Source organism: Sphingobium salicis subsp. salicis, assembly GCF_049472635.1.
Lineage (GTDB): Bacteria > Pseudomonadota > Alphaproteobacteria > Sphingomonadales > Sphingomonadaceae > Sphingobium > Sphingobium yanoikuyae_A.
The window spans coordinates 2741734-2764542 of record NZ_JAYRCS010000001.1; the positions used below are offsets into that span (position 1 = coordinate 2741734).

General features: G+C 65.3%; 21 protein-coding genes and 2 tRNA genes. 18 read left to right on the forward strand and 5 right to left on the reverse strand.

The window, feature by feature from the left end; translation table 11 throughout:
• The first annotated feature begins 84 nt into the window (after nucleotides 1–84).
• Both VHN57_RS13345 and VHN57_RS13350 read left to right on the forward strand, forming a co-directional pair.
• Complete coding sequence (locus VHN57_RS13345; protein ID WP_278987564.1) at nucleotides 85–2622, forward strand: TonB-dependent receptor; 2538 nt, start codon at nucleotides 85–87, stop codon at nucleotides 2620–2622.
• Nucleotides 2623–2633: 11 nt separating this feature from the next.
• A complete protein-coding gene (locus VHN57_RS13350; RefSeq protein ID WP_423284137.1) occupies nucleotides 2634–4286 on the forward strand; it encodes an alkaline phosphatase D family protein in 1653 nt (550 codons plus the stop codon).
• 460 nt (nucleotides 4287–4746) lie between these two features.
• Here VHN57_RS13350 and VHN57_RS13355 read toward each other — a convergent pair.
• Nucleotides 4747–4821 (reverse strand) — tRNA-Gln (locus VHN57_RS13355).
• 161 nt (nucleotides 4822–4982) lie between these two features.
• Between VHN57_RS13355 and VHN57_RS13360 the strand changes: the two genes are divergently transcribed.
• Together VHN57_RS13360 and VHN57_RS13365 are read left to right on the forward strand one after the other, a co-directional pair.
• Nucleotides 4983–5492: a MarR family winged helix-turn-helix transcriptional regulator gene (locus VHN57_RS13360; RefSeq protein WP_037512438.1), complete on the forward strand. Its 510-nt coding sequence runs from the start codon at nucleotides 4983–4985 to the stop codon at nucleotides 5490–5492.
• Nucleotides 5493–5661: 169 nt separating this feature from the next.
• A complete protein-coding gene (locus VHN57_RS13365; protein WP_423284139.1) occupies nucleotides 5662–5985 on the forward strand; it encodes a hypothetical protein in 324 nt (107 codons plus the stop codon).
• A 287-nt stretch (nucleotides 5986–6272) separates the two neighbouring features.
• Here the strand turns inward: VHN57_RS13365 and VHN57_RS13370 are convergent, their stop codons facing one another.
• Entirely contained in the window at nucleotides 6273–6572 is a 300-nt protein-coding gene (locus tag VHN57_RS13370) for a hypothetical protein (protein ID WP_423284141.1), read from the reverse strand.
• Between the two features lie 240 nt (nucleotides 6573–6812).
• Nucleotides 6813–7379, reverse strand: coding sequence for a helix-turn-helix domain-containing protein (locus tag VHN57_RS13375; protein WP_423284143.1), 567 nt, complete (start codon nucleotides 7377–7379; stop codon nucleotides 6813–6815).
• A gap of 27 nt (nucleotides 7380–7406) precedes the next feature.
• Here VHN57_RS13375 and VHN57_RS13380 point away from each other — a divergent pair, with 27 nt between their 5' ends.
• Nucleotides 7407–8309 carry a DMT family transporter gene (locus VHN57_RS13380; protein ID WP_010336335.1) on the forward strand — a complete coding sequence of 301 codons (903 nt, stop codon included), beginning with the start codon at nucleotides 7407–7409 and terminating at the stop codon, nucleotides 8307–8309.
• Nucleotides 8310–8333: 24 nt separating this feature from the next.
• Here VHN57_RS13380 and VHN57_RS13385 read toward each other — a convergent pair whose 3' ends face one another.
• Nucleotides 8334–9092 (reverse strand): enoyl-CoA hydratase, encoded by a 759-nt coding sequence (locus VHN57_RS13385; protein ID WP_069338547.1) that lies wholly within the window; start codon nucleotides 9090–9092, stop codon nucleotides 8334–8336.
• Nucleotides 9093–9190: 98 nt separating this feature from the next.
• Here VHN57_RS13385 and VHN57_RS13390 point away from each other — a divergent pair, with 98 nt between their 5' ends.
• The 6 genes from VHN57_RS13390 (at nucleotide 9191) to VHN57_RS13415 (ending at nucleotide 15940) form a co-directional block, all read left to right on the forward strand.
• Entirely contained in the window at nucleotides 9191–10183 is a 993-nt protein-coding gene (locus VHN57_RS13390) for a bile acid:sodium symporter family protein (protein WP_278987341.1), read from the forward strand.
• On the forward strand, nucleotides 10180–10695 hold the full coding sequence (locus VHN57_RS13395) for a phosphoribosyltransferase (RefSeq protein ID WP_125987611.1): 516 nt from the start codon (nucleotides 10180–10182) through the stop codon (nucleotides 10693–10695). Before VHN57_RS13390 ends, VHN57_RS13395 begins: the two co-directional genes overlap by 4 nt.
• 83 nt (nucleotides 10696–10778) lie before the next feature.
• Nucleotides 10779–12032 carry an aromatic ring-hydroxylating oxygenase subunit alpha gene (locus VHN57_RS13400; protein ID WP_278987337.1) on the forward strand — a complete coding sequence of 418 codons (1254 nt, stop codon included), beginning with the start codon at nucleotides 10779–10781 and terminating at the stop codon, nucleotides 12030–12032.
• 27 nt (nucleotides 12033–12059) lie between these two features.
• Nucleotides 12060–13670, forward strand: a complete 1611-nt coding sequence (locus VHN57_RS13405; protein ID WP_278987338.1) for a phytoene desaturase family protein — start codon at nucleotides 12060–12062, stop codon at nucleotides 13668–13670.
• Between the two features lie 54 nt (nucleotides 13671–13724).
• On the forward strand, nucleotides 13725–14720 hold the full coding sequence (locus tag VHN57_RS13410; RefSeq protein WP_097384162.1) for an aspartate carbamoyltransferase catalytic subunit: 996 nt from the start codon (nucleotides 13725–13727) through the stop codon (nucleotides 14718–14720).
• Nucleotides 14717–15940, forward strand: a complete 1224-nt coding sequence (locus tag VHN57_RS13415) for a dihydroorotase (protein ID WP_423284147.1) — start codon at nucleotides 14717–14719, stop codon at nucleotides 15938–15940. Before VHN57_RS13410 ends, VHN57_RS13415 begins: the two co-directional genes overlap by 4 nt.
• 77 nt (nucleotides 15941–16017) lie before the next feature.
• On the opposite strand, the gene VHN57_RS13420 is transcribed toward VHN57_RS13415, so the two are convergent.
• A complete protein-coding gene (locus VHN57_RS13420; RefSeq protein ID WP_278987922.1) occupies nucleotides 16018–17166 on the reverse strand; it encodes a GGDEF domain-containing protein in 1149 nt (382 codons plus the stop codon).
• A 159-nt stretch (nucleotides 17167–17325) separates the two neighbouring features.
• Here VHN57_RS13420 and VHN57_RS13425 point away from each other — a divergent pair, with 159 nt between their 5' ends.
• From VHN57_RS13425 to VHN57_RS13455, 7 genes are all read left to right on the forward strand, one after another.
• Nucleotides 17326–18231 carry a YihY/virulence factor BrkB family protein gene (locus tag VHN57_RS13425; protein WP_037517122.1) on the forward strand — a complete coding sequence of 302 codons (906 nt, stop codon included), beginning with the start codon at nucleotides 17326–17328 and terminating at the stop codon, nucleotides 18229–18231.
• Nucleotides 18232–18294: 63 nt separating this feature from the next.
• A tRNA-Trp gene (locus VHN57_RS13430) sits at nucleotides 18295–18370 on the forward strand.
• 173 nt (nucleotides 18371–18543) lie between these two features.
• Complete coding sequence (gene secE, locus VHN57_RS13435; RefSeq protein WP_004207893.1) at nucleotides 18544–18747, forward strand: preprotein translocase subunit SecE; 204 nt, start codon at nucleotides 18544–18546, stop codon at nucleotides 18745–18747.
• A gap of 36 nt (nucleotides 18748–18783) precedes the next feature.
• Entirely contained in the window at nucleotides 18784–19320 is a 537-nt protein-coding gene (nusG, locus tag VHN57_RS13440) for a transcription termination/antitermination protein NusG (RefSeq protein ID WP_004207894.1), read from the forward strand.
• A 269-nt stretch (nucleotides 19321–19589) separates the two neighbouring features.
• A complete protein-coding gene (gene rplK, locus VHN57_RS13445) occupies nucleotides 19590–20021 on the forward strand; it encodes a 50S ribosomal protein L11 (RefSeq protein WP_004207895.1) in 432 nt (143 codons plus the stop codon).
• 4 nt (nucleotides 20022–20025) lie between these two features.
• A complete protein-coding gene (gene rplA / locus VHN57_RS13450) occupies nucleotides 20026–20724 on the forward strand; it encodes a 50S ribosomal protein L1 (protein ID WP_004207896.1) in 699 nt (232 codons plus the stop codon).
• Between the two features lie 316 nt (nucleotides 20725–21040).
• On the forward strand, nucleotides 21041–22777 hold the full coding sequence (locus tag VHN57_RS13455) for a DEAD/DEAH box helicase (RefSeq protein WP_004207897.1): 1737 nt from the start codon (nucleotides 21041–21043) through the stop codon (nucleotides 22775–22777).
• The last annotated feature ends 32 nt before the right edge of the window (nucleotides 22778–22809 follow it).

The following is a 22809-nucleotide window of genomic DNA, read 5'->3' on the forward strand; positions in this document are numbered from 1 at the left end:
TGCCGCCGTCATATAAGCTGCGCATCACTGTCATGCGCGCTTCATACTCCCCTCCTACCCGAGCGCCGAAAGGGGAGAAATATCATGCACTTCCGTTCTCTTGCTCTGGCCGCTATCAGCCTGCCCGTTTTCGCTACGGCAACCGCCCATGCCGAAACGCCCGATGCCGCCCCGGCTGATTCGATCATCGTCACCGCACAGCTGCGCGAACAGGACCCGATCGACGTGCCGATGGCGCTGAGCGTCGTCGGCAATGAACAGATGGACCGTATGGGCCTCTACGAGTTCGACGCGCTGTCGCGCTTCGTGCCGGGTTTCGACGTCCAGAACCAGTCGCCCAACAATCCCGGCTTCGTGATGCGCGGCATCACGTCGGACAGCGGCACCGCCAGCAACGAGCCGCGCGTGTCGGTCTATCAGGATGGCGTTTCCATCTCCAAGTCGCGCGGCTCCTATGTCGAGCTGTTCGATATCGAGCGGGTCGAGATCGCCAAGGGGCCGCAATCGACCCTCTATGGTCGCGGTGCGCTGATTGGCGCGGTCAACATCATCCAGAACAAGGCGCAGCTCGACAATGTCGAAGCAGCGGGCCGGGTCTCCTATGGCAATTACAACAGCTGGCTGACCGAGGGCATGGTCAATGCGCCGATCGGCGAAGGCATGGCGATCCGCCTGGCCGGCCGCATCCGCAAGCGCGACGGCTATACCGAAAACCTGCTGGGCGGCGCCGACTTCAACTCGGCCGACACCAAGGCGGTGCGCGGCAGCTTCCATGGCGAGAAGGGCGATTTGAGCTTCGACCTGATCGGCAATTATCAGAAGGACACGCCAAGCGGCACCGGCTTCAAGTCGATCGCCTATAACCCGACCGATCCGGCCACCGGCGTGGTGATCGGCGATCGCGGCCGCAACAGCGGCGCCGCGCTCGCCGCGGCCGATGGCTTCGAGGGTGGCAAGGGCCTAGGCCTTGATCGCCAGGTCTGGGGCGTCACCGGCATCGCCAGGCTGAAGCTCAACGACCAGTTCAACCTCACGTCCACCACCGCCTTCCGCCGCTTCGACGCGCTGGAAATCTTCGACGCGGACGGCATTTCCCTGCCGATGCTGACCGCGGCGGAAGATGCGCGCGGCCGCCAGTTCAGCCAGGAATTCCGCCTGACCTATGACAGCGGCCCGATCACGGCATTCCTGGGCGGCAGCTATTTCTGGGAAAATGGCACGCAGCGCGTTCCCACCCAGTTTGACGAGCGCGCCACCCTCGCCCGGCTGGCCGGCGCGCTGAACGGCGGCGGTGCTATCCCCGGCCGCGCCGCCACCGATCCGGTGCCGGCCGCCCTGCTCGCCAGCCCCGCCTTCACCGGCGCGCTGCTGCAGGGAGTCGCCAGCGCCTATGGCGTCGCGCTGTCGAGCGCGCAGGCCCAGGCGATCGCCGCCAACCTCAAGTCCAACCATCTCGAAAGCACCACCAATGGTGCGCGCACCCGTGCCTTCGACCTGTTCGGCGACGTGACCCTGCACCTGTCCGACCAGTTCGAGCTTGGCGGCGGCCTGCGCTACACCCATGACGACAAGCGCAGCACCTATATGTCGTCGGTCGACAATGGCCGGTCTATCCTGGGCGGGCTGATCGGCGCGCTGAGCCAGCCGGTGGCGGTGCGCACCGCGCTGCTGCAGGCGCTGGCCGTGCCCGGCGCGGCGAACATCCCGACCTCGGCCGCCTATCCGGTGCCGATGTTCGGCCTCGGCGCCCAGCCGACCGCCGGCAATGGCGGGGTCGACAGCGACACGCTCAGCAATGGCGGCTTTTCCTGGCGCCTGACCGCCCGCTACAAGCCGGGCACCGATACCAGCCTCTATGCCACCTATGCCCGTGGCCGTCGCCCGCAAGTGCTGGCGGCCAGCGCGCCGTCCGCGCCGATGGGCGCCACCCGCTTTTCCGTGCTGGACTCCGAAACGGTCGACAGTTTCGAACTGGGCGCCAAGACCGCGCTGATGAACCGCACCCTGTTCCTCGACGGCGCGGCCTTCTTCTACCAATATGATAATTTCCAGACCACGGTGCAGCAAGGCACGCAGTTTGTCCTGACCAATGCCGGCAAGGCCGAAAGCTATGGTTTCGAGGGCCAGCTGCGCTGGGTGCCGAGCGATGTGCTGACCCTGTTCGCGACATATGCCTATAACCACAGCCGCTTCAAGACGGGCGTGCGCGACGGCAACCGCTTCCGCCTGTCGCCCGACCATAGCGCGTCCTTCGGTGCGCAGGCGTCCCTGCCCGCCGGCCCCGGCCGCATCGTCTTTACGCCCAGCGTCACCTGGCAGTCCAAGGCCTATTTCGACGATGACAATGACCGCCCGGACCTGCAGCAGCCGCCCGCCGCTCTGGTCGCCGACAATATCCAGGACGAATGGCAGGGCAGCTATGCGCTGGTCAATGCGCGGCTTGGCTATGAAGCGCCCGGTGGCGCCTGGCGGATCGAGGGCTTCATCGAGAACGCCTTCGACAAGAAATATATCATGGATGCGGGCAATACCGGCGACAGCCTGGGCATGCCGACCTTCATCGGCGGGGCGCCGCGCTTCTATGGCGTGTCGGCCAGCTTCCGCTTTGGCGGTGCGCAATGAGCGAGGACAGCATGAAGCTTGACCGTCGCGCGGCGCTGGGCCTGATCGGCTCGGGCGCCGCCCTCCCCGGCATCGGCATGGCGGCGACACAAGCCGCCGCCAGCTTCGTCCATGGCGTGGCCAGCGGCGACCCGACCGAGCGCGGCGCGATCCTGTGGACCCGCGTCACCCCGGCCGACCCGGCGCAGCAGGCGGCGATCGCGCTGCGTTGGCATGTCGCCGAAAGCGCCGGCGGCAAGCCGGTCGAAAGCGGCACAGCGCAGGCGCGCGCCGCTCGCGACTTCACCGTCAAGGTCGAGCCGCGCAGCCTCAAGGCCGGCCATGACTATCATTACTGGTTCGAACTGGCGGACGGCACGCCATCGCCGGTCGGCCGCTTTCGCACCCTGGCCAGGGGCGCGGTGGCCGATGCCGTGCTGGCGGTGGTCTCCTGCCAGCTCTACCCCGGCGGCTTCTTCACCGCCTATGACTCGATCGCCGCGCTCGACCGGATCGATGCGGTCGTGCATCTGGGCGACTATATCTATGAATATGGCGCCGACGGCTATGGCGCGGAGATCGGCCAGAAGATCGGGCGCGGGCTGGAACCCGCGCATGAGATCGTGACCCTGGCCGACTATCGCACCCGTCATGCCCATTATAAGGGCGACAGGAGTCTGCAGGCGGCGCATGCCCGTGCCGCCTTCATCTGCGTCTGGGACGATCATGAAACCGCCAATGACAGCTGGATCGGCGGCGCGGAAAATCACCAGCCCGCGACCGAGGGCGATTGGGCCAAGCGCAAGGCGGCCGCGATGCAGGCCTATTTCGAATGGATGCCAATCCGCGATCCGCAGGGCAATGATCCCTGGCAAGCGATCAACCGCCGGTTCGACTTTGGCGATCTCGCCACCCTGCTGATGGTCGAGACGCGCCTGCTCGCCCGCAGCGAACAGGCCGGCTTCAAGGGGGAGACGCCGGGCCGATCGGAAGTCGCGGCGGTGCTGGCCGAACGCAACCGGCCGGACCGCGAAATGCTGGGCGAACCGCAGCGCGCCTGGCTGGAAAAGGAACTGGCCGCGTCGGTCAAGGCCGGCACGCCCTGGCAGATATTGGGCAATCAGGTGGTGATGGCGCGGGTCAACGGCCCGGACCTTGCCAAGCTGTTCGGCGCGGAGAAGGCCGCGGCGATGGTCGCGACGCTGGAACCGTCGGTGCGGGCGCAGGTGGAACTGGCGCAAGCGGGCTATCGCGCCGGCCTGCCCTTCAACCTCGATGCCTGGGACGGTTATCCCGCCGCGCGCGAGCGGCTGTACCAGAGCATCCGCCGGGCCGGCGCCCATCCCTTGGTGCTGGCCGGCGACAGCCATGCCTTCTGGGCCAATCAACTGGCCGATGCACAGGGCAATGCCATCGGCGTCGAGTTCGGCACATCATCGATCAGCAGCCCGTCAATCGGCGACATGCTGCCGAAAATGCCGATCGGCGATCTGCTGCAACAGGCAAGCCCGGAGGTCGCCTTTTGCGACCAGCGCGCCAAGGGCTATATCCTGCTGACGCTGACGCGGGAAAAGGCAACCGGAGACTATATCGCCATGTCGACCATCTATGCCCCCAAAGCGGAAGCGCGCACGCTCAAGCGCTTCTCGCTGCCAGCGGGCGCCACCCAGTTCGACGCGACCTGAAAGCGTCGGGGGCTGCGGATGCCCTGCCCGCAGCCCCCGATCTCGCGAGACTTACCGCTCCCTGATGACGAGCGATTTACCCGCATATTTCGCCGGATCGACGTTCGGCAAGGTCTGGATCTTGCGCCCCTTGCGGCTCATCCAGGTGACTTCGACCTTGACCGCGTCCATGGTTTTCAGGCCGAAATTTACTCTGAAACCGGGCGAACGAGGAACCGGTAGCCGGCAAGCAGCATATCTCGCGTCGTGGCGTGGACGATCAGCGGCAGGCTGGCATCGCGATCGTCGATAACGGAGAGCGGAAACGCGCGGTGCGGCGCCAGTAATAAACGGCACCGCGGCGTTCGACATTCTGAATCGCGGGCCGCGGGCTCTCCACAGGGAGTCGTCACATCCACCAGCCCAATCTGGTCGATGAAGCCTGATTACCTCTGAAAAATAGAGACTTGGGTGAAAAAACTGGCTGGGGCGGCAGGATTCGAACCTGCGCATGGCGGCATCAAAAGCCGCTGCCTTACCGCTTGGCGACGCCCCAGCAATGCGCCGATCCAAGTCAGCGCGGGACCGCCATATAGCGGCTGATGCACGAAAGAAAAGCCCTCCTGACGATGGACTTCGCCTTTCCCTTTCCTTCCCGCCCAACCCATCTTAGGGATCAACGCCACGCCCCTCCCCTCCAGCCGGAAACCCGCGCCGATGTCCGTCCAAGCCCCCTCGCCCAGCCAGATCGCACCGGCTTCGCCGCTGTTCCTGCGCGAGGACGAAATCCGGCGCGGCATCGAGATGCTCTATTTCGGCTATTCCGCGCTCACCCGCTCGATCGACGAGGGGCTGGCAGCGCAGGGCCTGGGCCGCGCCCATCACCGCGCCCTCTATTTCATCTCGCGCCAACCTGACCTGACGGTGAAGGATCTGCTGCGCCTGCTGGCAATCACCAAGCAATCGCTCGGCCGGGTGCTCAATGACCTGATCGAGCGCGGCTATATCGAGACTCGGCCCGGCAGCAGCGACCGGCGGCAGAAACTGCTGCGTCTCAGCCCCGCCGGCCGCGCGCTGGAGGCCGAGCTTTTCCGCGCGCTGCGCGAGAAGATGGCCGCCGCCTATGCCCAGGCCGGACAGGGGTCGGTCACCGGTTTCTGGCGGGTGATGGAGGGTCTGATCCCCGATGCCGACCGGTCGATGGTGTTCGGCCTCAGCGGTGGCTGATCGCGAAAAGACGCAACCTTATGGCCGCTGCCGCGCTTTTAGGAGCGTCGTGCGGAAAAGTGGGAACCGGTTTTCCGCTTAAAACGATGCGACAACAAGAGATTAGGCAGCGCCGCGTCAGATATGATGCGGCGCTGCCTAAGCCTTGCCAACGCAATGAGGAGACATCATGCGCGCACCCCTTCTGGCCATCACGGCCCTGTCCGCCCTGGGCCTGAGCCTGTCCGCCTGTTCGGAAAAGGCGTCGGACAATCTGGAAAATGCCGGCTCCGCGATCGGCAATGACGTCAGCAACGCCGTCGACGATGCTGGCGCGAAGATCGACAACGGCCTCGACCGCGCGGGCGCCGCGATCGACAATGGCGCGGACCGGATCGGCGCCGCGACCGACCGGGCGGCCGACGACGCCAAGCGCGAGGGCCAGGAAGCCAAGCAGGATGTCGGCGCCTCGCTGGAGCAGGCCGGCAAGGATCTGCGCAACGACAGCCATTAAGACGTGCCGGGCCTCCCCATGGGGAGGCCCGGCCTCAGGCCGCGAGGCTATATCCGGGCGGCCTGGACGCGACTGGGCGTTGCCATTTCCATCTTCGTCATGCCGGCCCCTTCGACAGGCTCAGGACAGGCTTGATCCTGGATCGCTTGAGCGCTCCCTATCCGCCGTAGCCCAGAATGGATCCTGACTTTCGTCAGGGTGACGCCTGTGATGATTGTCGGAATTCGACCATTTTCGGCTGCTCGCTGAGCCTTTCGGGAATCGTTGAAAGCTGCCTTAGGGCTTCACTAATCTTCTGACATTACGCCCATTGGATATGATGAATGAAAGGATGATGGAACTTGCCCTCCTTTCTCAACGAAGTCGTCGATGACCGATCGTATTAGAGCAATCGACAAGCAAATAGACTGGAAAGAGTCTCCTCCTGCAATGGGTCTGACCTTGTTCAGGAATGGGGACAAATGCACAGGGCACCACCAAATTCCTTCGTGATCTTTCGCCGGAATTTCCAGGCCGATTGATATCTCGAACTTCTCACCTTGAGGGTCTATTGCTGAGAAAATATGCGAGGCGATGAGAGTTTTCATATTTTCATATCCATCGAATGGCTGCTTTTCTTGCAAAGTAACCAGAAGCCGACAGTCCGCAATCCACCCAACTCCGTCACCCCAGCGAAGGCTGGGGTCTCAGGCGGCAGCAGAAAGAGGCCAGCCGTCTAGCGCTATCCGTTTATGCCGCGTGCGCCGGCCTGAGATGCCAGCCTTCGCTGGCATGACGGGATAAGGGCCAGTCCGCACCCCACCCCTCCCGGCATTCGTCCGCGCCGCCTAGAACACTACGTTGCGCACGAAGCGCAGCAGGTCGGTTCCGCGGTTGACGAAGACATAGGGGCGGTCGCTGCTGAAGATGAGGAAGTCGCCCGCCGCGATCGTGCGCGTGCCGGAATCCATCTCGACCGTCAGCACCCCTTCCACCACATAGAGCATCTCGTGCCAGTTGGCGGCGTCCGCCTCGGCCGGGTAGCGATCACCCGGCGCCAGCGACCAGGTCCATAGCTCCGCCTCGCGCGCGGCCGGCACGGTGCCGAGCAGGGTCGCGCGGCTATGCGCATCCTCGCCCTGCCAGGCGAGGGTATCGATCCGGCTATTGTCGGGCATGTCGGGCGCGCGCACGACGTGCGAGAAACTGACGTCCAGCGCCTGCGCCAACCGGTCGAGCGTCGACAGGCTGACATTGGCCTCCCCGCTCTCGATCCCGACCAGCATGCGCCGACTGACTCCGGCCGCGCTGGCCAGCGCATCCTGGCTCAGCCCCTTGGCGGCGCGCAGGCGGCGGATATTGCCCGCGACATGGGAAAGAACGTCCGGGCGCGGGACTTCGACTTGACTGTGCAATATATTGCTCATAACGCGATGTGCATTATGTTGCACAATGCCGCCCTCGACAAGAGCCCTGCGCCCCGGCTGATGATCGGCCGTCCCGAACTCGCGCTGATCGGGATCACCGTGCTGTGGGGCGCGACCTTCCTGATCGTGCATCATGCCATGCAGCAGAGCGGGCCGCTCTTCTTCGTGGGGATGCGCTTCGGCACGGCGGCGCTGCTGGCGCTGCCGCTCGCCTGGCCGGTGCTGCGTGGCCTGACGGCGCGCGAACTGCTGGCCGGGTCGATGATCGGCCTCGGCATCTTCTGCGGCTACACGCTCCAGACCTGGGCGCTGCAGACCATATCCAGCAGCACATCCGCCTTCATCACCGCTGCCTATGTGCCGCTGGTGCCGATCCTCCAATGGGCGATATTGCGGCGGCGGCCGCGCTGGACCAGTTGGGTGGGCGTCGCGCTGGCCTTTGCCGGCCTGATCCTGATCGCCGCCCCGCGCGAGGGGCTGTCACTGGGCAAGGGCGAGGCGCTGACGCTCATCAGCACGCTGGCGATCGCGCTGGAAATCATCTTCATCAGCCTGTGGGCCGGCAAGGTCGACATTGCCCGCGTCACGCTGGTGCAACTGGCGGTCACGTCGCTGCTCGCCTTCGGCCTGATGGCGCCGATGGGCGAAGCGATCCCGCCCTTTTCCTGGACGGTGATCCTGTCGGCCTGTGGCCTGGGCGCGATGACGGCGCTGATCCAGTTCGTGATGAACTGGGCGCAGCGCACCGTATCGCCGACCCGCGCGACCCTGATCTATGCCGGCGAGCCGGTCTGGGCCGGGATATTGGGCCGGATCGCGGGCGACCGCCAGCCGGCCACGGCGCTGGCCGGCGCGCTGCTGATCATCGCCGCCGTGATCGTGAGCGAATTGAAGTTCGAGCGACGGGGCAAGGACTGATCCCTTCCCCCGGCCGCGCTTCGATCAGGCCCGCTTGAAGACCGGCGCGCGCTTTTCGAAAAAGGCCATGAACGCCTCCTGCGCCTCGGGCGAGGCCAGCGCTTCGCGGAACAGCCGGGCTTCTTCGGCGATGCGTGCCTGCAAGACTGTCGGATCGCCCTTCATCAGCCGGCGCGTCGCCATCAGCGCCTGGGGCGGCTTGGCCATCAACGCCGCGGCCTTGGCACGGGCATGGTCGAGCAGCGCGTCTCCTGTCACGATCGCCGTCACGAAACCGGCGCGATCGGCCCCTTCCGCATCCATCGGCTCGCCCAGCATCAGCATCGCCGCCGCCCTGGCATGGCCCATGATCGCGGGCGCGAGCAGGCTGGAGCCGGCCTCCGGCACGATGCCCAGATTGACGAAGGGCATGACGAAGCGCGCGTCGGGCGCGGCATAGACCAGGTCGCAATGGAACAGCATCGTCGTGCCGACGCCCACGGCCAGCCCCTGCACCGCCGCGACGATCGGCTTGTCGAAGGCGGCAATCGCGCTGATGAAATCGAAGGCGGCAGCGCCGCCCTCCGGCCCGGCCATGAAGTCCTTGAGGTCATTACCGGCGCAAAAGGCGTCGCCCCGGCCCGCGAACAGCACCACGCCAATCTCCGGCCGGCTCGACGCATCGGCCAGCGCTGCAATCATCGCGCGGTACATCGGCCCGGTCAGCGCATTCTTCTTGTCGGGCCGGTCGATATGGATTTCGAGCACGCCGTTCGTCTCGATGATGGCGATATGGTCGCTCACGCAAATTCTCTCCCGATACTCTGTGCCAAGGCTGTTGGCCCAGAGGATGGGGCGGCGTCTATCCTTTTCCAAGCCCCTTCCCTATGCCCGGAAACATGATGACTCGCCTGCGCCTGATCCTCGATCCCTTCCTCGTCCTGCTGCTCTGCACCGTTGCCCTAGCGTCGGCCCTGCCCGCGCGCGGCCAGGGCGCCCATGTCGCGTCGATCGTTGCGGACGCGGGCATCGTGCTGCTTTTTTTCCTGCATGGGGCAAAATTGTCGCGCGAGGCGATCTGGGGTGGCGCCAAGGCCTGGCAACTCCATCTCGCGACTCTGGGCACGACCTTCCTCTTCTTCCCGCTGGTCGGCATCCTGCTGCAGCAGATCGGCGCGATCCCGGAGAATATGCGCGCGGGCCTGCTGTTCCTGGCGCTGCTGCCATCGACGGTGCAAAGCTCGATCGCCTTCACCGCGATTGCGCGCGGCAATGTCGCCGCTGCTGTCGTCAGCGCCTCCTTCTCCAACCTGCTCGGCATCGTGCTGACGCCGCTGCTGGTGGCATTGCTGATGCAGCGCGGCGGCAGCAACCTCATCTCCCTTTCCTCGGTCGAGGGGATCATGCTGCAATTGCTGCTGCCCTTCGTGCTCGGCCATCTTGCCCGTCCCTGGATCGGCGGCTTCGTGTCGCGGCACAAGACGCTGGTCGGCCGGGTCGATCGCACATCGATCCTGCTGGTGGTCTATTCCGCCTTCAGCGCGGCGGTGGTCGAAGGACTGTGGCACCGGGTCTCGCGCGCGGAGCTGGCGCTGCTCGCGCTGCTCTGCATCGCCATGCTGGTGATCGTGCTGCTCTTCACCTGGGGGCTTGGCCGGCTGCTCGGCTTTTCCCGCGAAGATGCGATCGTACTGCAATTTTGCGGCTCGAAGAAGAGCCTCGCCTCGGGCGTGCCGATCGCCGGCGTCCTCTTCCCCGCAGCGGCCGTCGGGCCGATCATCCTGCCGGTCATGCTGTTCCACCAGATTCAGCTGATGGCTTGTGCCCTGCTGGCACGGCGCTATGGGGCGCAGGCGGCCGATAGGGCCGATTCGCAGACGGCAACCATATCATGACCCAACCGATCCTGACCGACATTCCGATGGAGAGCTTCCTCTCCCACATCGACGCCGTGGCCGGCGCGATCGCCAAATCGGACTGGCGGCCCGACTATATTGTCGGCGTCGGGCGCGGCGGGCTGGTGCCGGCCACCTATCTGTCCCACGCCATCAGCCAGCCGATGCTGTCGGTCGACCTGTCGGCCCAGGTCGTGGGCTTTTGCGACGAACTGCTCGACAAGCTGGTGGCGATGGCGCTCGAAGGATCGCGCCTGCTGTTCGTCGACGACATCAATGACAGCGGCCGCACGATCAACCAGTTGCGCGCGGCGCTGGCCGGCGCGCCCGCCGATCATCTGCGCTTTGCCGTGCTGATCGACAATGTCAGCTCGGCCGCGAAGGTCGAATATCGCGCGACCACGATCGACCGTGTCGTCACCAAGGACTGGTTCGTCTTCCCCTGGGAAGCAGTTGCCAGCCGCGCGTCGATCCTGTCCGACTGGGGCGAAGTACCCGAACGGACCAGCTGAGAATAGCTGTCACAAAAATATAATGGAAATTTCCCGCCCGCTCGTTATACAAGCGTACAACTGCAATGGGGCATGCGGGGTAGATGGGCGAGACGGGATGCGGACCGGATCCGGACGCGGGCTATAGCCTGCCGGCATGGACCTATAGCGATCCCGAATTTTTCGCCGTCGAAGCCCGCCGCATCTTCCGCCCGAGCTGGCAGATCGTCGCCCATGACAGCGACCTGCCGGCGCCGGGCGATTTCCATGTGCTGGACTATCTTGGCGAGAGCATCATCGTCATCCGCGGGGATGACGGCGAAGCCCGCGCCTTTACCAACGTGTGCCGCCACCGCGGCGCGCGCCTAGTGGACGGGCCCTCGGGTCGCACCAGAAAGCTGGTCTGTCCCTACCATGCCTGGACCTATGGTCTGGACGGTTGCCTGACGGGCCTGCCAATGGCGGGCAGCTATGGCAATCTCGACCGGTCCAGGCATGGACTTTCCCCCGTCGATATCGAGAATTTCCACGGCTTCCTGTTCGTCCGGCTGGAGGATGATGGCGGACCGTCGGTGGCGCAGATGATGGCGCCCTATATCGACGAGATCGCGCCCTATCGCTTTTCCGAACTGCGCGCGCTGGGCCGCGTCACGCTGCGCCCGCGTGCGGTGAACTGGAAGAATATCGGCGACAATTATTCCGACGGCCTGCACATCGCCGTCGCCCATCCCGGCCTCAAGCGGCTGATGGGCGATGGCTATGGCGTCGAAGCCAGCCCCTATGCCGACAAGATGTGGGGACCGATCCTCGATCGCCCGTCCGCCAACCTGTCCGAGCGCGCCTATCAGCATTTCCTGCCGGCCGTCCCGCATCTTCCGCCCGATCGGCAGCGGCTATGGACCTATTTCAAGCTCTGGCCCAATTTCGCCTTCGACATCTATCCCGACCAGGTGGATTTCATGCAGTGGCTGCCGGTGTCGCCGACGCAGACGCTGATCCGCGAGATCAGCTACGCCCTGCCCGACGACCGTAGGGAGATGAAGGCGGCCCGCTATCTCAACTGGCGCGTCAACCGCCAGGTCAATTCCGAGGATACGGCGCTTGTCGCCCGCGTGCAGGCCGGCATGGCGTCGGACAGTTTCACCGTCGGCCCCCTGAGCGACCAGGAAGTCGCGCTGCGCCATTTCTGCGCGCGGATGCGCACCATCATTCCGCAGGCGCGCCAGCATCGCGCGCCGAAAATGGGATGGTCTTTCGACTATCATGATTCTCGTCATTCCCGCGCAGGCGGGAATCCATCCCCCGACCTCACCTATGGGGAGATGGCTGGAGATGGATCCCCGCCTTCGCGGGGATGACGGCGCTTTTCCGGGGAGGAATATGTTGTGACCAAAGCCTATGACGCCGTCATCATCGGTGCGGGCCATAACGGCCTCGTCTGCGCCTTCTACCTGGCCCGTGCCGGCTACAAGGTGCGCATGGTGGAGCGCCGCGATGTCGTCGGCGGCGCGGCGGTGACCGAGGAATTTCACCCCGGCTTCCGCAACTCGACCGCAAGCTACACGGTCAGCCTGCTCAATCCCAAGGTCATCCGCGACATGAAGCTGGCCGATCATGGCTATCGCGTGATCGAGCGGCCGATCAGCAATTTCCTGCCCCAGCCCGATGGCGGCTATCTGAAGCTGGGCGGCGGGCTGGAGCGGACCCAGGCCGAGTTTGCCCGTTTCAGCGCGCGCGATGCCGCCACGCTGCCGGCCTATTATGACGCGCTGGAAGTGGTCGCCGATGTGCTGCGCGACCTGGTGCTCAAAAGCCCGCCCAATGTCGGCGATGGACTGACCATGGTGGTCGAGGCGCTGAAACAGGGGCGCCGCGTCGCCGGGCTCGATATCGAGCAACAGCGCGACGTGCTCGACCTGTTCACCAAATCGGCCCGAACCTTCCTCGACAGCTGGTTCGAGAGCGAGGCGATCAAGGCCGCCTTCGGCTTCGACGCAGTGGTCGGCAATTTCGCTTCCCCCGACACGCCGGGCAGCGCCTATGTCCTGCTGCACCATGTGTTCGGCGAGGTGAACGGCAAGAAGGGCGCCTGGGGCCATAGTGTCGGCGGCATGGGCACGATCACCCAGGCCATGGCTAAGGTCGTGCGGGCGATGGGCGTCGAGATCAGCCTGGAGGCGCCGGTCGACCATATACTGGTCGATGGCGATCGCGCGGTCGGCGTGAAGCTGGCCAGCGGCGAGGAAGTAATGGGCGCCAGCATCATCGCCAATGTCGGCCCCAAGCTGCTCTATGAGCGGATGATGCAGCCGGCCGACCTGCCCGCCGATTTCCTGAAACGGATCAGGACGTTCAAGGCGGGATCGGGCACCTTCCGCATGAATGTCGCGCTCTCCGCCCTGCCCGACTTCACCTGTCTGCCCGGCATTGGCGAGCATCACCAGTCGGGCATCATCATCGCGCCGACGCTCGACTATATGGACCGCGCCTATCTGGATGCGAAGCGCGACGGCTGGTCGAAGCAGCCGATCGTCGAGATGCTGATCCCGTCCACCATCGACGACAGCCTGGCGCCTGAGGGATGCCATGTCGCCAGCCTCTTCTGCCAGCAATTCGCGCCCGAACTGCCCGATGGGCGAAGCTGGGACGATGAGCGCGAGGCGGCGGCCGACCATATCATCGCCACGGTCGAGGCTCATGCACCCGGTTTTGCAAAGAGCGTGATCGCCCGCCAGATCCATTCCCCGCTCGACCTGGAACGCAAGTTCGGTCTGGTCGGCGGTGACATCATGCATGGCAATCTGACGCTGGACCAGATGTGGGCGGCGCGGCCTGTGTTGGGGCATGGCGCGTATCGCGGGCCGGTGAAGGGCCTCTATATGTGCGGCGCGGGCACCCATCCGGGCGGCGGCGTCACCGGGGCACCGGGCCATAATGCCGCACGCGAGGTGCTGAAGGATCGCGCCCTGTGGGGGAAATGGCGCGGCCGGGCCTGATCGGGTCTTTCCCCGCCTTGCCCCAACCGAAAGCCTGGCCTAAAGACCCGGCTCATGCCCGACATCTTCATTCCTGATGCAACGCCCGAGCTGACTGGCCGGGCGCTGTTCCCGCACCGGCACCTGCTGTCGATCGCCGACCTCAAGCCCTGGGAAATCCGTTTCCTGCTGGACGAGGCCGAACATTGGGCCCGCACCAACAAGGGCCAGGCGCGCAAGCATGACGACCGGCTGGCGGGCATGACCCAGATCAACGCCTTTTTCGAGAACAGCACCCGCACCCTGCTGTCGTTCGAGATTGCCGGCAAGCGGCTGGGCGCCGACGTCGTCAACATGCACGCCGGCCAGTCGAGCGTGAAGAAGGGCGAGACCCTGATCGACACCGCCATGACGCTCAACGCCATGGCCGCCGACGTGATCGTCATCCGCCATGCGAGTTCCGGCGCGGTCGCGCTGATCGCCGACAAGGTCGATTGCCCGGTGCTGAACGCGGGCGATGGCTGGCACCAGCATCCCACGCAAGCGCTGCTCGATGCGCTCACCATCCGCCGCCGCAAGGGCGGGTTCGAGGGACTGGTGGTCGCCATCTGCGGCGATGTGCTGCACAGCCGCGTCGCCCGGTCCAACATGCTCTGCCTTGCCGCGCTCGGTGCGCAGGTGCGTGCGGTCGCCCCGCCCACCCTGTTGCCGCCCGAGGTCGAAATGCTGGGCGCCACCCCCTATAGCCGGATGGAAGACGGGCTGGATGGCGCCGATGTCGTCATGATGCTGCGCCTGCAGAATGAGCGGATGGACGGCGCCTTCATCCCGTCGGCGCGCGAATATCACGCACTTTACGGACTGACACCCGAACGGCTGGCGATCGCCAAGCCCGATGCCCTGGTCATGCACCCCGGCCCGATGAACCGCGGCGTCGAGATCACCAGCACGGTGGCGGACGATCCCGATCGGTCGGCGATCACCGAACAGGTGGCGATGGGCGTGGCGGTGCGCATGGCGTGCCTGGATGTTTTGACGCGCACGGCGCGCGGTGTGGAAGGCTGGGCATGAGCAGGATCGCAATCGTCAACGGCAAGCTGGCCGATCCGGCCGGCGATGCCCTTGCCCCCGCCACCGTCCTGATCGAGGGCGATCGCATACTGGCCACCGGCGCGGTAGATATTCCCGCCGACGCGCAGCAGGTGGATGCCGGCGGACTGGTGGTCGCGCCGGGCCTCATAGACCTGGGCGTCTTCGCCACCGACAAGCCGGCCTTCCACTTTGGCGGCATTACCCGCGCCGCGCTGATGCCCGACCAGCGCGCGCCGCTGGACGAGGTCGGCCTGATCCGGGAAGCGACCCGCGCGGGCAAGCCCGACTTCTGGGTCCACCCGATCGCCGCCGCGACCCGCGGCCTCAAGGGCACGGAAATGGCCGAAATGGGCCTGATGCAGATCGCCGGGGCCAAGGCGGTCGGCACCGGCCGCCAGTGGATTGCCGATTCGGGCGTGATGCTGCGCATCCTCTCCTACGCCTCGGGCCTGGGCCTCACCGTCATCGCCCATGCCGAGGATGGCGGCCTGTCCGCCAAGGCGGTGGCGACCAGTGGCGAAACCGCGACGCGTCTGGGCCTTGCCCATGCCCCGGCCTGCGCCGAGGCGATGGCGATCGCGCGCGACATCATGCTGGCGCGCGAAACCGGCGCCGCCATCCATTTCCGCCTGGTCACGACCAAGGCCGGTTTCGACCTGATCCGCGCCGCCAAAGCCGAAGGCCTGAAAGTCAGCTGCGGCATCAGCCCGGCCTATCTGTTCCTGAACGATCAGGCGATGACCGACTTCCGCACCTTTGCGCGCCTGTCGCCGCCGCTGCGATCCGATGCCGATCGCCATGCCAGCATCGCCGCCGTCGCCGACGGCACGATCGATGTCATCACTTCGGGCCATGATCCGCGCGGCCCGGAAGACAAGCGCCTGCCCTTCGCCGACGCGTCGCCCGGCATGGCCGGCGCCGAAACGCTGCTGGCGCTCTCGCTCAACCTGGTGCGCGAAGGTCATGTCAGCCTCAACCGGCTGATGACCCTGCTCAGCGCCAATCCGGCGAAGATCCTTGGCGTCAATGCCGGCAGCTTCGCGCCCGGCAGCGCCGCTGACCTGATCCTGGTCGATCCCGACGCGCCATGGATCGTCGATTCGACAAAGATGGCGGCCTCGGCCGGCAACACGCCGTTCGACAAGGTGCCGGTGCAGGGCCGCGCGCGCCGCATCATGAAGGGCGGACAGTTCTTCTAGAGCCTGATCGTCTGAGGTGGAAGCGCTCGGAGCTTTCACCGATGGCGTGAATCAGGCTCTATTCCTTGAATCAAGGCCTAAGCGGACTGGCGTTGCAATTCGCCGGGCCGCCGCCCTTTACGCTGCCGCTTGTCCGCATAGAGCCGCGTGTCGGCGACATGCAGGACGGCGACGGCCTCCGCCCCGTCCTGCGGGAAGGTGGCGATGCCAAAGCTGCTGCCGACCGACAGACTGCGCCCCTGCCAGCCCACCGGCGCGGCGATCGCCTGCCGGATGCCCGGCATGCGCCGATGCAGGGCGTCGGCATCGGTTTCCGCGTCATGGAGCAGCGCAAATTCGTCGCCGCCCAGCCGCGCGATGCTCACCGCATCAGGCATCAAGGCGCGCAACCGACCACCCAAGGATGTCAGCAAGACATCCCCTGCCTGATGGCCATGCTGATCATTGCACTGTTTGAAGCCGTCGAGATCGGCGAGCAGCACGCTGAAGGCCGCGCCCTGCTCCACCCGTTCTTCGATCGCGCGCATGAAGCTCAGCCGGTTGTCGAGCCCGGTCAGCGCATCGGTGCCAGCCAGCCGCGCCAGTTCGCGCTGCGACACCAGCATCGCCACCGTCTCGCGAAACTTCCCCAGCACCAGATTGGCCTGCATCACCGTGACGATCGCCATCATCACCGCCATCGCCCGCACGCCCAGATTGTCATATAGCGCCATCTTCACCAGGATCGGCAACACCGCCGCGCCCATCGCCCCGATCGCGGCGCGCGGCACGCTGAGCAGGGTCGTCGCCGCAACCAGCGCGCCGATGCCGATGAACACCGGCGCCACCATGCAATAATAGATTTCGGTTTCAGTGAAGGCGTTGACCGCCCACAGCCCCGCCACCAGCCCGGACGCGGTCGCAACATGCGCGACCCGCTTCAGGCTGCGCGCCTGCACCCTGGCGTCGGTCGCGATCGGCATGCCGCGCCAGCGCAGCAGGGATATCGCACAGGCCAGGAAGATCAGCGCAGGCGGCGTCACCTGTTGCCACAAGGGCAGATCGCCCATCACCGCGAGCGCCATCGCGACGGCATTGGCCATGATCAGCAGGCACAAAAGCGGCAGCGCCTGATGGAAACGGCGATATTGGGTATCCAGCACAGCCTCGCGCGCGCTGTCCGGCACCGGTGCCGTGAACGGGCCGTCCCAGCCCTTCAGCCGCTGTTGCCAGCGCTTTTCCGCCACTTGTCCGCTCCCTGCCGCCTCGCTGCGAGCGGCCGTTGGTAGCGAAAGGAGGTTAATCCTCCAACAACGGGAAACCCTAACCGGGGAAAACCATGAGGGAGGCGAATCAGGGAACCCTATCGCCGTTCAGGCGCTACCCCTGTTCAGCAGGGGATAATCATGACCGAAACGATCGCCCAGCAGGTGCATGTCGATGCGCCATGGAAAATCCCGCCGCGTGCCTGGTGGGAGATATTGAAGCGCGTCTATGCCGCCATGTCGGCCAATCATCTGGGCCTGCTGTCCGCCGGCGTCGCTTATTATGCCTTCCTGTCGATCGCCCCGCTGCTGGCCGCCGTCGTCCTCACCTACGGCCTGGTCGGCGACCCGCAGATCGTCGCCCGCCACATGCAGGCGATCATCACCGTCGTGCCCGCCGATGCCGCCCAACTGATCAACGACCAGTTGCTGGGCATGGTCAGCGCGCGCAAGCCCGCGATCGGGTTCGGCCTGTTCCTGGCACTCGGCCTGGCAGTCTATGGCGCCACCCGCGCCGCGTCCGCGATCATGGAGGCACTCAACATCGTCTATGCGCAGAAGGAAGGGCGCAACATCTTCGCCTTCTATCGCGTATCGATGGGAATCACCTTTTCGGCCGTGCTGGTGGTGGTCGCCGGCGTCGTGACCGCGACGATCATCGGCCTGCTCCAGAAGTTGCTGACCAACTGGGGACCGGGCGTGCTGTTCGCGATCAAGGCGGCGACCTGGATCTGCGCCGGCCTGCTCGCCAGCAGCATCTTCGGCCTGATCTACCGCTTCGGCCCGCATCGCCGCCGGGTGCAATGGCAATGGCTGACCGTGGGGTCGATCGCCGCGACGCTGTTCTGGCTGGTGGCGACGCTGGGCGTCTCCTTCTACGTCTCGACCTTCGGCGATTACAACAAGACCTACGGTTCGCTCGCGGCCGTGGTGATCCTGCAGCTCTGGCTGTTCGTCTCCGCCTATATCGTGCTGCTGGGCGCCCAGATCAACGCGGAAGCCGAGCGCCAGACCAGCGCGCATATTCTTGTTGAAGAAGTTGCATAAAGTCGCTTGCCCTCCCCGATAGGCCACGCTAAAGCGCCCTCCTTCGCTGGCTCGGGCCAGTGCAGGAGTGTAGCTCAGTTGGTAGAGCGTCGGTCTCCAAAACCGAATGCCGTGGGTTCGAGTCCCTCCACTCCTGCCAAGCGAACTAGCCGCGAACCTTGAACAATCACGGGTTCGCGGCTAAGTGCGCTTAGCGAAGCATCGGTCGCGAAGCGCGACTGCCTCCCCCGACACCGACTTATCGCGGGAAACGGGAGGGCGGACCGCCGTTTCGCGCTTTGGTATTGATTTTGAAGGTGAGCTGACAGCGCGATGGCGAAGACTTCTCCGAGCGAATTCGTCAATCAGGTGCAGACCGAAGCGAAGAAGATCGTTTGGCCGACCGGCCGTGAAACGATCATGACCGCAATCATGGTCGTCATCATGACCTCATTGCTGGGCATCTTCTTCTTCGGTATCGACACCTTCTTCGGTGCGATCGTCCAGTGGCTGCTGAGCCTCGCATCGGGTCGTTGAACGCTCGGCGTTCAAAAGGGAGTTTAAGACGGTAACATGGCGCGCTGGTACATCATCCACGCCTATTCGGGCTTCGAGAACAAGGTCAAGGAATCGATCCTGACCGAGGCCGAGCGCATGGGCCTGTCGCAACTGGTCGAACAGGTCGAAGTGCCGACCGAGACCGTGACCGAAGTGAAGCGCGGCAAGAAAGTCCAGGTCGAACGCAAGTTCATGCCGGGCTATGTCCTCGCCAAGCTGGCGATGAACGACGACGTCTATCACCTCGTCAAGAACACGCCCAAGGTCACCGGCTTCCTCGGTTCGTCGGGCAAGCCCCAGGCGATCAGCGAGAGCGAAGCCGCCCGCTATTTCGGCGCCCAGAAGGAAGCCGCCGCCGCCCCGAAGCACAAGGTCAATGTCGATTACGAAATCGGCGACAGCGTCAAGGTGCTGGACGGCCCCTTCGCCAGCTTCAACGGCGTGGTCGAGGAACTGGATTTCGAAAAGAACCGGGTCAAGGTGTCGGTGTCGATCTTCGGTCGCGCCACCCCGGTGGAACTGGACTTCGAACAGGTCGAACTGTCGAAGTAACCAGCCGCCGCAAGGCTGTTCAAAAGGGTCGCCCGCTTTTCAGCCGGCGGCCCTTTTTGTTGGGGAAGCCCTGCGCTTTCGGCCGAATCGACCGAATGACAGACTCCCCCTTCCCTTTGGACAAGAAGGTCGCTATAGGGCCGCGCTTCCATGCCTCCCCACGGGGCGGCTGGACATGTGCGGGAGGTTCCCTTGCGGGAGCCGTTAGACCGCTAAACTTGAACCGGCAGATCTGCCCAGCAGGCCTGCCAGCTATAGAGTGAGTGAAAATGGCCAAGAAGATTACGGGCTATATCAAGCTCCAGGTGCCCGCCGGAGCCGCCAACCCCTCGCCGCCGATCGGCCCTGCCCTGGGTCAGCGCGGCGTGAACATCATGGAATTCTGCAAGGCGTTCAACGCCTCGACGGAAAAGATGGACAAGGGCACCCCGCTGCCGACCATCATCACCGTCTATGCGGACCGTTCGTTCACCTTCGTGACGAAGCAGCCGCCGGCCACCTACCTGATCAAGAAGGCCGTCAACCTGAAGTCGGGCTCGAAGGAGCCGGGCAAGGTCGTCGCTGGCAAGATCACCCGCGCCCAGCTCGCCGAAATCGCCCAGGCGAAGATGGCTGACCTGAACGCGAACGACATCGACGCTGCAACGAAGATCATCGAAGGTTCCGCTCGCGCGATGGGCCTCGAAGTGGTGGAGGGCTAAGACCATGGCAAAGCTGACCAAGAAGGCGAAGGCCCTGGCGACCGCGATCGACCGCGAAAAGCTGCACGGCGTTGACGAAGCGCTGGGCCTGATCAAGACCCACGCCACCGCCAAGTTCGACGAAAGCGTCGAAATCGCGATCAACCTGGGCGTTGACCCGCGTCACGCCGACCAGATGGTCCGTGGCGTCGTCACCCTGCCCGCCGGCACCGGCAAGGACGTTCGCGTCGCCGTGTTCGCCCGCAACGACAAGGCCCAGCAGGCGCTCGACGCCGGTGCCGACATCGTGGGCGCCGAAGACCTGCTCGAATCGATCCAGGCCGGCAACATCGACTTCCAGCGCGTCATCGCCACCCCCGACATGATGGGTCTGGTGGGTCGCCTGGGTAAGGTTCTGGGCCCCAAGGGCCTGATGCCGAACCCGAAGCTGGGCACCGTCACGCCGAACGTCGCCGAAGCCGTGAAGGCCGCCAAGGGTGGTCAGATCGAATTCCGCGTCGAAAAGGCCGGCATCATCCACGCTGGCCTCGGCAAGTCGAGCTTCTCGGCTGAAGACCTGCGCAAGAATTTCGACGCGTTCGTCGACGCGATCGTCAAGGCGAAGCCCTCGGGCTCGAAGGGCAAGTATGTCCGCAAGATCGCCCTGTCGTCGTCGATGGGTCCGGGCGTGAAGGTCGACGTGGCCGAAGTCGCCTCGATCTGATCCCGTTGGGATAAGAATTAAAGGGGCCGCCTTCCCTCCTTGCGGGGGAAGGCGGCCTTCTTATTTTATAGGACCAGCCGCTCACTCAAGAAGCGGCCCGAGGGCGACAAGGCCGGGCAAAGGGGCATTCGTCGCCTGCGCCATAGGGGGACACCCCTCCACCGTCGGCGATGTCGACGGTCCCCCTCCCCCGACAAGGGGAGGATTTTGGAACCAGGGACGCGACCTACCCCTGGGCTCTCCATGGTGGGAGCATGGCAGGTCTTCACGTATCCGTCGGGAATGGCGGGTCGCTTTACCGATGGAAAACGAAAAAATGTCTTTTGAACATCTCCCCTCCATGCTCGCCCAGGCGCTGACCACCAAGGGCTATGAGAGCCTGACCCCGGTCCAGTCCGAAGTGACGCAGGACGAAGCGCAGGGCCGCGACCTGCTGGTGTCGGCACAGACCGGCTCGGGCAAGACCGTCGCCTTCGGCCTGGCCATGGCCGCCGAACTGCTGACCGGCGGCGACAAGCTGCCCGTCGCCGGCCTGCCGCTGGCGCTGGTGATCGCGCCGACGCGCGAACTGGCGCTGCAGGTCAGCCGCGAGCTGGAATGGCTCTATGGCGCCGCCCGCGCCCGCATCGCCACCTGTGTCGGCGGCATGGACGCCGCCAAGGAACGCCGCGCGCTCAGCCATGGCGCCCATATCGTCGTCGGCACCCCCGGCCGCCTGCGCGACCATCTGGAACGCGGCGCGCTGGACCTGTCGGGAATGCGCACCGTCGTCCTCGACGAAGCGGACGAAATGCTCGACATGGGCTTCCGCGAGGATCTGGAAGGCATTCTTGACAGCGCGCCGGAAGATCGCCGCACCCTGCTCTTCTCGGCCACCATGCCCAAGCCGATCGTCGCGATGGCCAAGCGCTATCAGTCGGACGCGCTGCGCATCTCGACGGTGGGCGAAGAACGCGGCCATGGCGACATCAGCTATCAGGCCGTCACCGTCGCCCCGTCGGACATCGAGAATGCGGTGGTCAACCTGCTGCGCTATCATGAAGCCGAGACCGCGATCCTGTTCTGCGCCACCCGCGACAATGTCCGCCACCTGCATAGCAGCCTGACCGAGCGTGGCTTCGCCGCCGTGGCGCTGTCGGGCGAGCATAGCCAGAATGAGCGCAACCACGCGCTTCAGGCCCTGCGCGACAAGCGCGCCCGCGTCTGCGTCGCCACCGACGTTGCCGCACGCGGCATCGACCTGCCCAGCCTGACGCTGGTGGTCCATGTCGAGCTGCCGCGCGATGCGGAGACGATGCAGCACCGTTCGGGCCGCACCGGTCGCGCTGGCAAGAAGGGCACCGCCGTCCTGATCGTCCCCTATCCGCGTCGCCGCCGTGTCGAATCGATGCTGCGTGGCGCCAAGATTCCGGTCGAATGGGGCACCCCGCCCAGCAAGGAAGCGATCCTGGAACAGGACAATGCCCGCCTGCGCTCGACCCTGATGGAAAAGGCCGAGCTGGACGAGGCCGACTGGGCGCTGGGCGCCGAGCTGCTGGCGGAAAAGTCGGCCAAGGAAATCGCCGCGATGCTGGTGAAGAGCGCCCGCGCCTCACTGCCCGCGCCCGAGGAACTGCTGGACCGCAGCGAAGCCCCGCCGCGCCAGGAAGGGCCGCGTCCGGGCTTCGAGGACACCCAGTGGTTCCGCATGGACATCGGCCGTCGCCAGAATGCCGATCCGCGCTGGATCCTGCCGCTGATCTGCCGCCGCGGCCATGTGTCGCGCGGCGACATCGGCGCGATCCGCATCACCACCAACGAAACCATGTTCGAAATCCCGCGCGCGATCGCCAGCCGCTTCATGTCGGCCGTCAAGCGCTCGGGCGAGGCCAATGACGAGGGCGCCGACGTGGCGTTCGAGATGATCGACGGCGCCCCGCGCGAGCAGGCCCGCGACAATCGCCGCCAGGGCAATCGCTCGAACGACCGTGGCCCGCGTCCGGCCGGTTACGCGCCCCGCCCCTTCAAGGGCGGGCCCAAGCGCCCCGGCGGCCCGCGCAAGCCGCGTGGCTAAAGCCGGCGACATGACGTCCTGAAAAGGGCGGT

Bases quoted from the DNA above. Each gene is read 5' to 3' on its own strand.
- VHN57_RS13345 (WP_278987564.1), top strand. From the start codon at position 85: ATGCACTTCCGTTCTCTTGCTCTGGCCGCTATCAGCCTGCCCGTTTTC.
- VHN57_RS13350 (WP_423284137.1), top strand. From the start codon at position 2,634: ATGAAGCTTGACCGTCGCGCGGCGCTGGGCCTGATCGGCTCGGGCGCC.
- VHN57_RS13360 (WP_037512438.1), top strand. From the start codon at position 4,983: ATGTCCGTCCAAGCCCCCTCGCCCAGCCAGATCGCACCGGCTTCGCCG.
- VHN57_RS13365 (WP_423284139.1), top strand. From the start codon at position 5,662: ATGCGCGCACCCCTTCTGGCCATCACGGCCCTGTCCGCCCTGGGCCTG.
- VHN57_RS13370 (WP_423284141.1), bottom strand. From the start codon at position 6,572: ATGAAAACTCTCATCGCCTCGCATATTTTCTCAGCAATAGACCCTCAA.
- VHN57_RS13380 (WP_010336335.1), top strand. From the start codon at position 7,407: ATGTTGCACAATGCCGCCCTCGACAAGAGCCCTGCGCCCCGGCTGATG.
- VHN57_RS13390 (WP_278987341.1), top strand. From the start codon at position 9,191: ATGACTCGCCTGCGCCTGATCCTCGATCCCTTCCTCGTCCTGCTGCTC.
- VHN57_RS13395 (WP_125987611.1), top strand. From the start codon at position 10,180: ATGACCCAACCGATCCTGACCGACATTCCGATGGAGAGCTTCCTCTCC.
- VHN57_RS13400 (WP_278987337.1), top strand. From the start codon at position 10,779: ATGGGCGAGACGGGATGCGGACCGGATCCGGACGCGGGCTATAGCCTG.
- VHN57_RS13410 (WP_097384162.1), top strand. From the start codon at position 13,725: ATGCCCGACATCTTCATTCCTGATGCAACGCCCGAGCTGACTGGCCGG.
- VHN57_RS13415 (WP_423284147.1), top strand. From the start codon at position 14,717: ATGAGCAGGATCGCAATCGTCAACGGCAAGCTGGCCGATCCGGCCGGC.
- VHN57_RS13425 (WP_037517122.1), top strand. From the start codon at position 17,326: ATGACCGAAACGATCGCCCAGCAGGTGCATGTCGATGCGCCATGGAAA.
- secE (WP_004207893.1), top strand. From the start codon at position 18,544: ATGGCGAAGACTTCTCCGAGCGAATTCGTCAATCAGGTGCAGACCGAA.
- nusG (WP_004207894.1), top strand. From the start codon at position 18,784: ATGGCGCGCTGGTACATCATCCACGCCTATTCGGGCTTCGAGAACAAG.
- rplK (WP_004207895.1), top strand. From the start codon at position 19,590: ATGGCCAAGAAGATTACGGGCTATATCAAGCTCCAGGTGCCCGCCGGA.
- rplA (WP_004207896.1), top strand. From the start codon at position 20,026: ATGGCAAAGCTGACCAAGAAGGCGAAGGCCCTGGCGACCGCGATCGAC.
- VHN57_RS13455 (WP_004207897.1), top strand. From the start codon at position 21,041: ATGTCTTTTGAACATCTCCCCTCCATGCTCGCCCAGGCGCTGACCACC.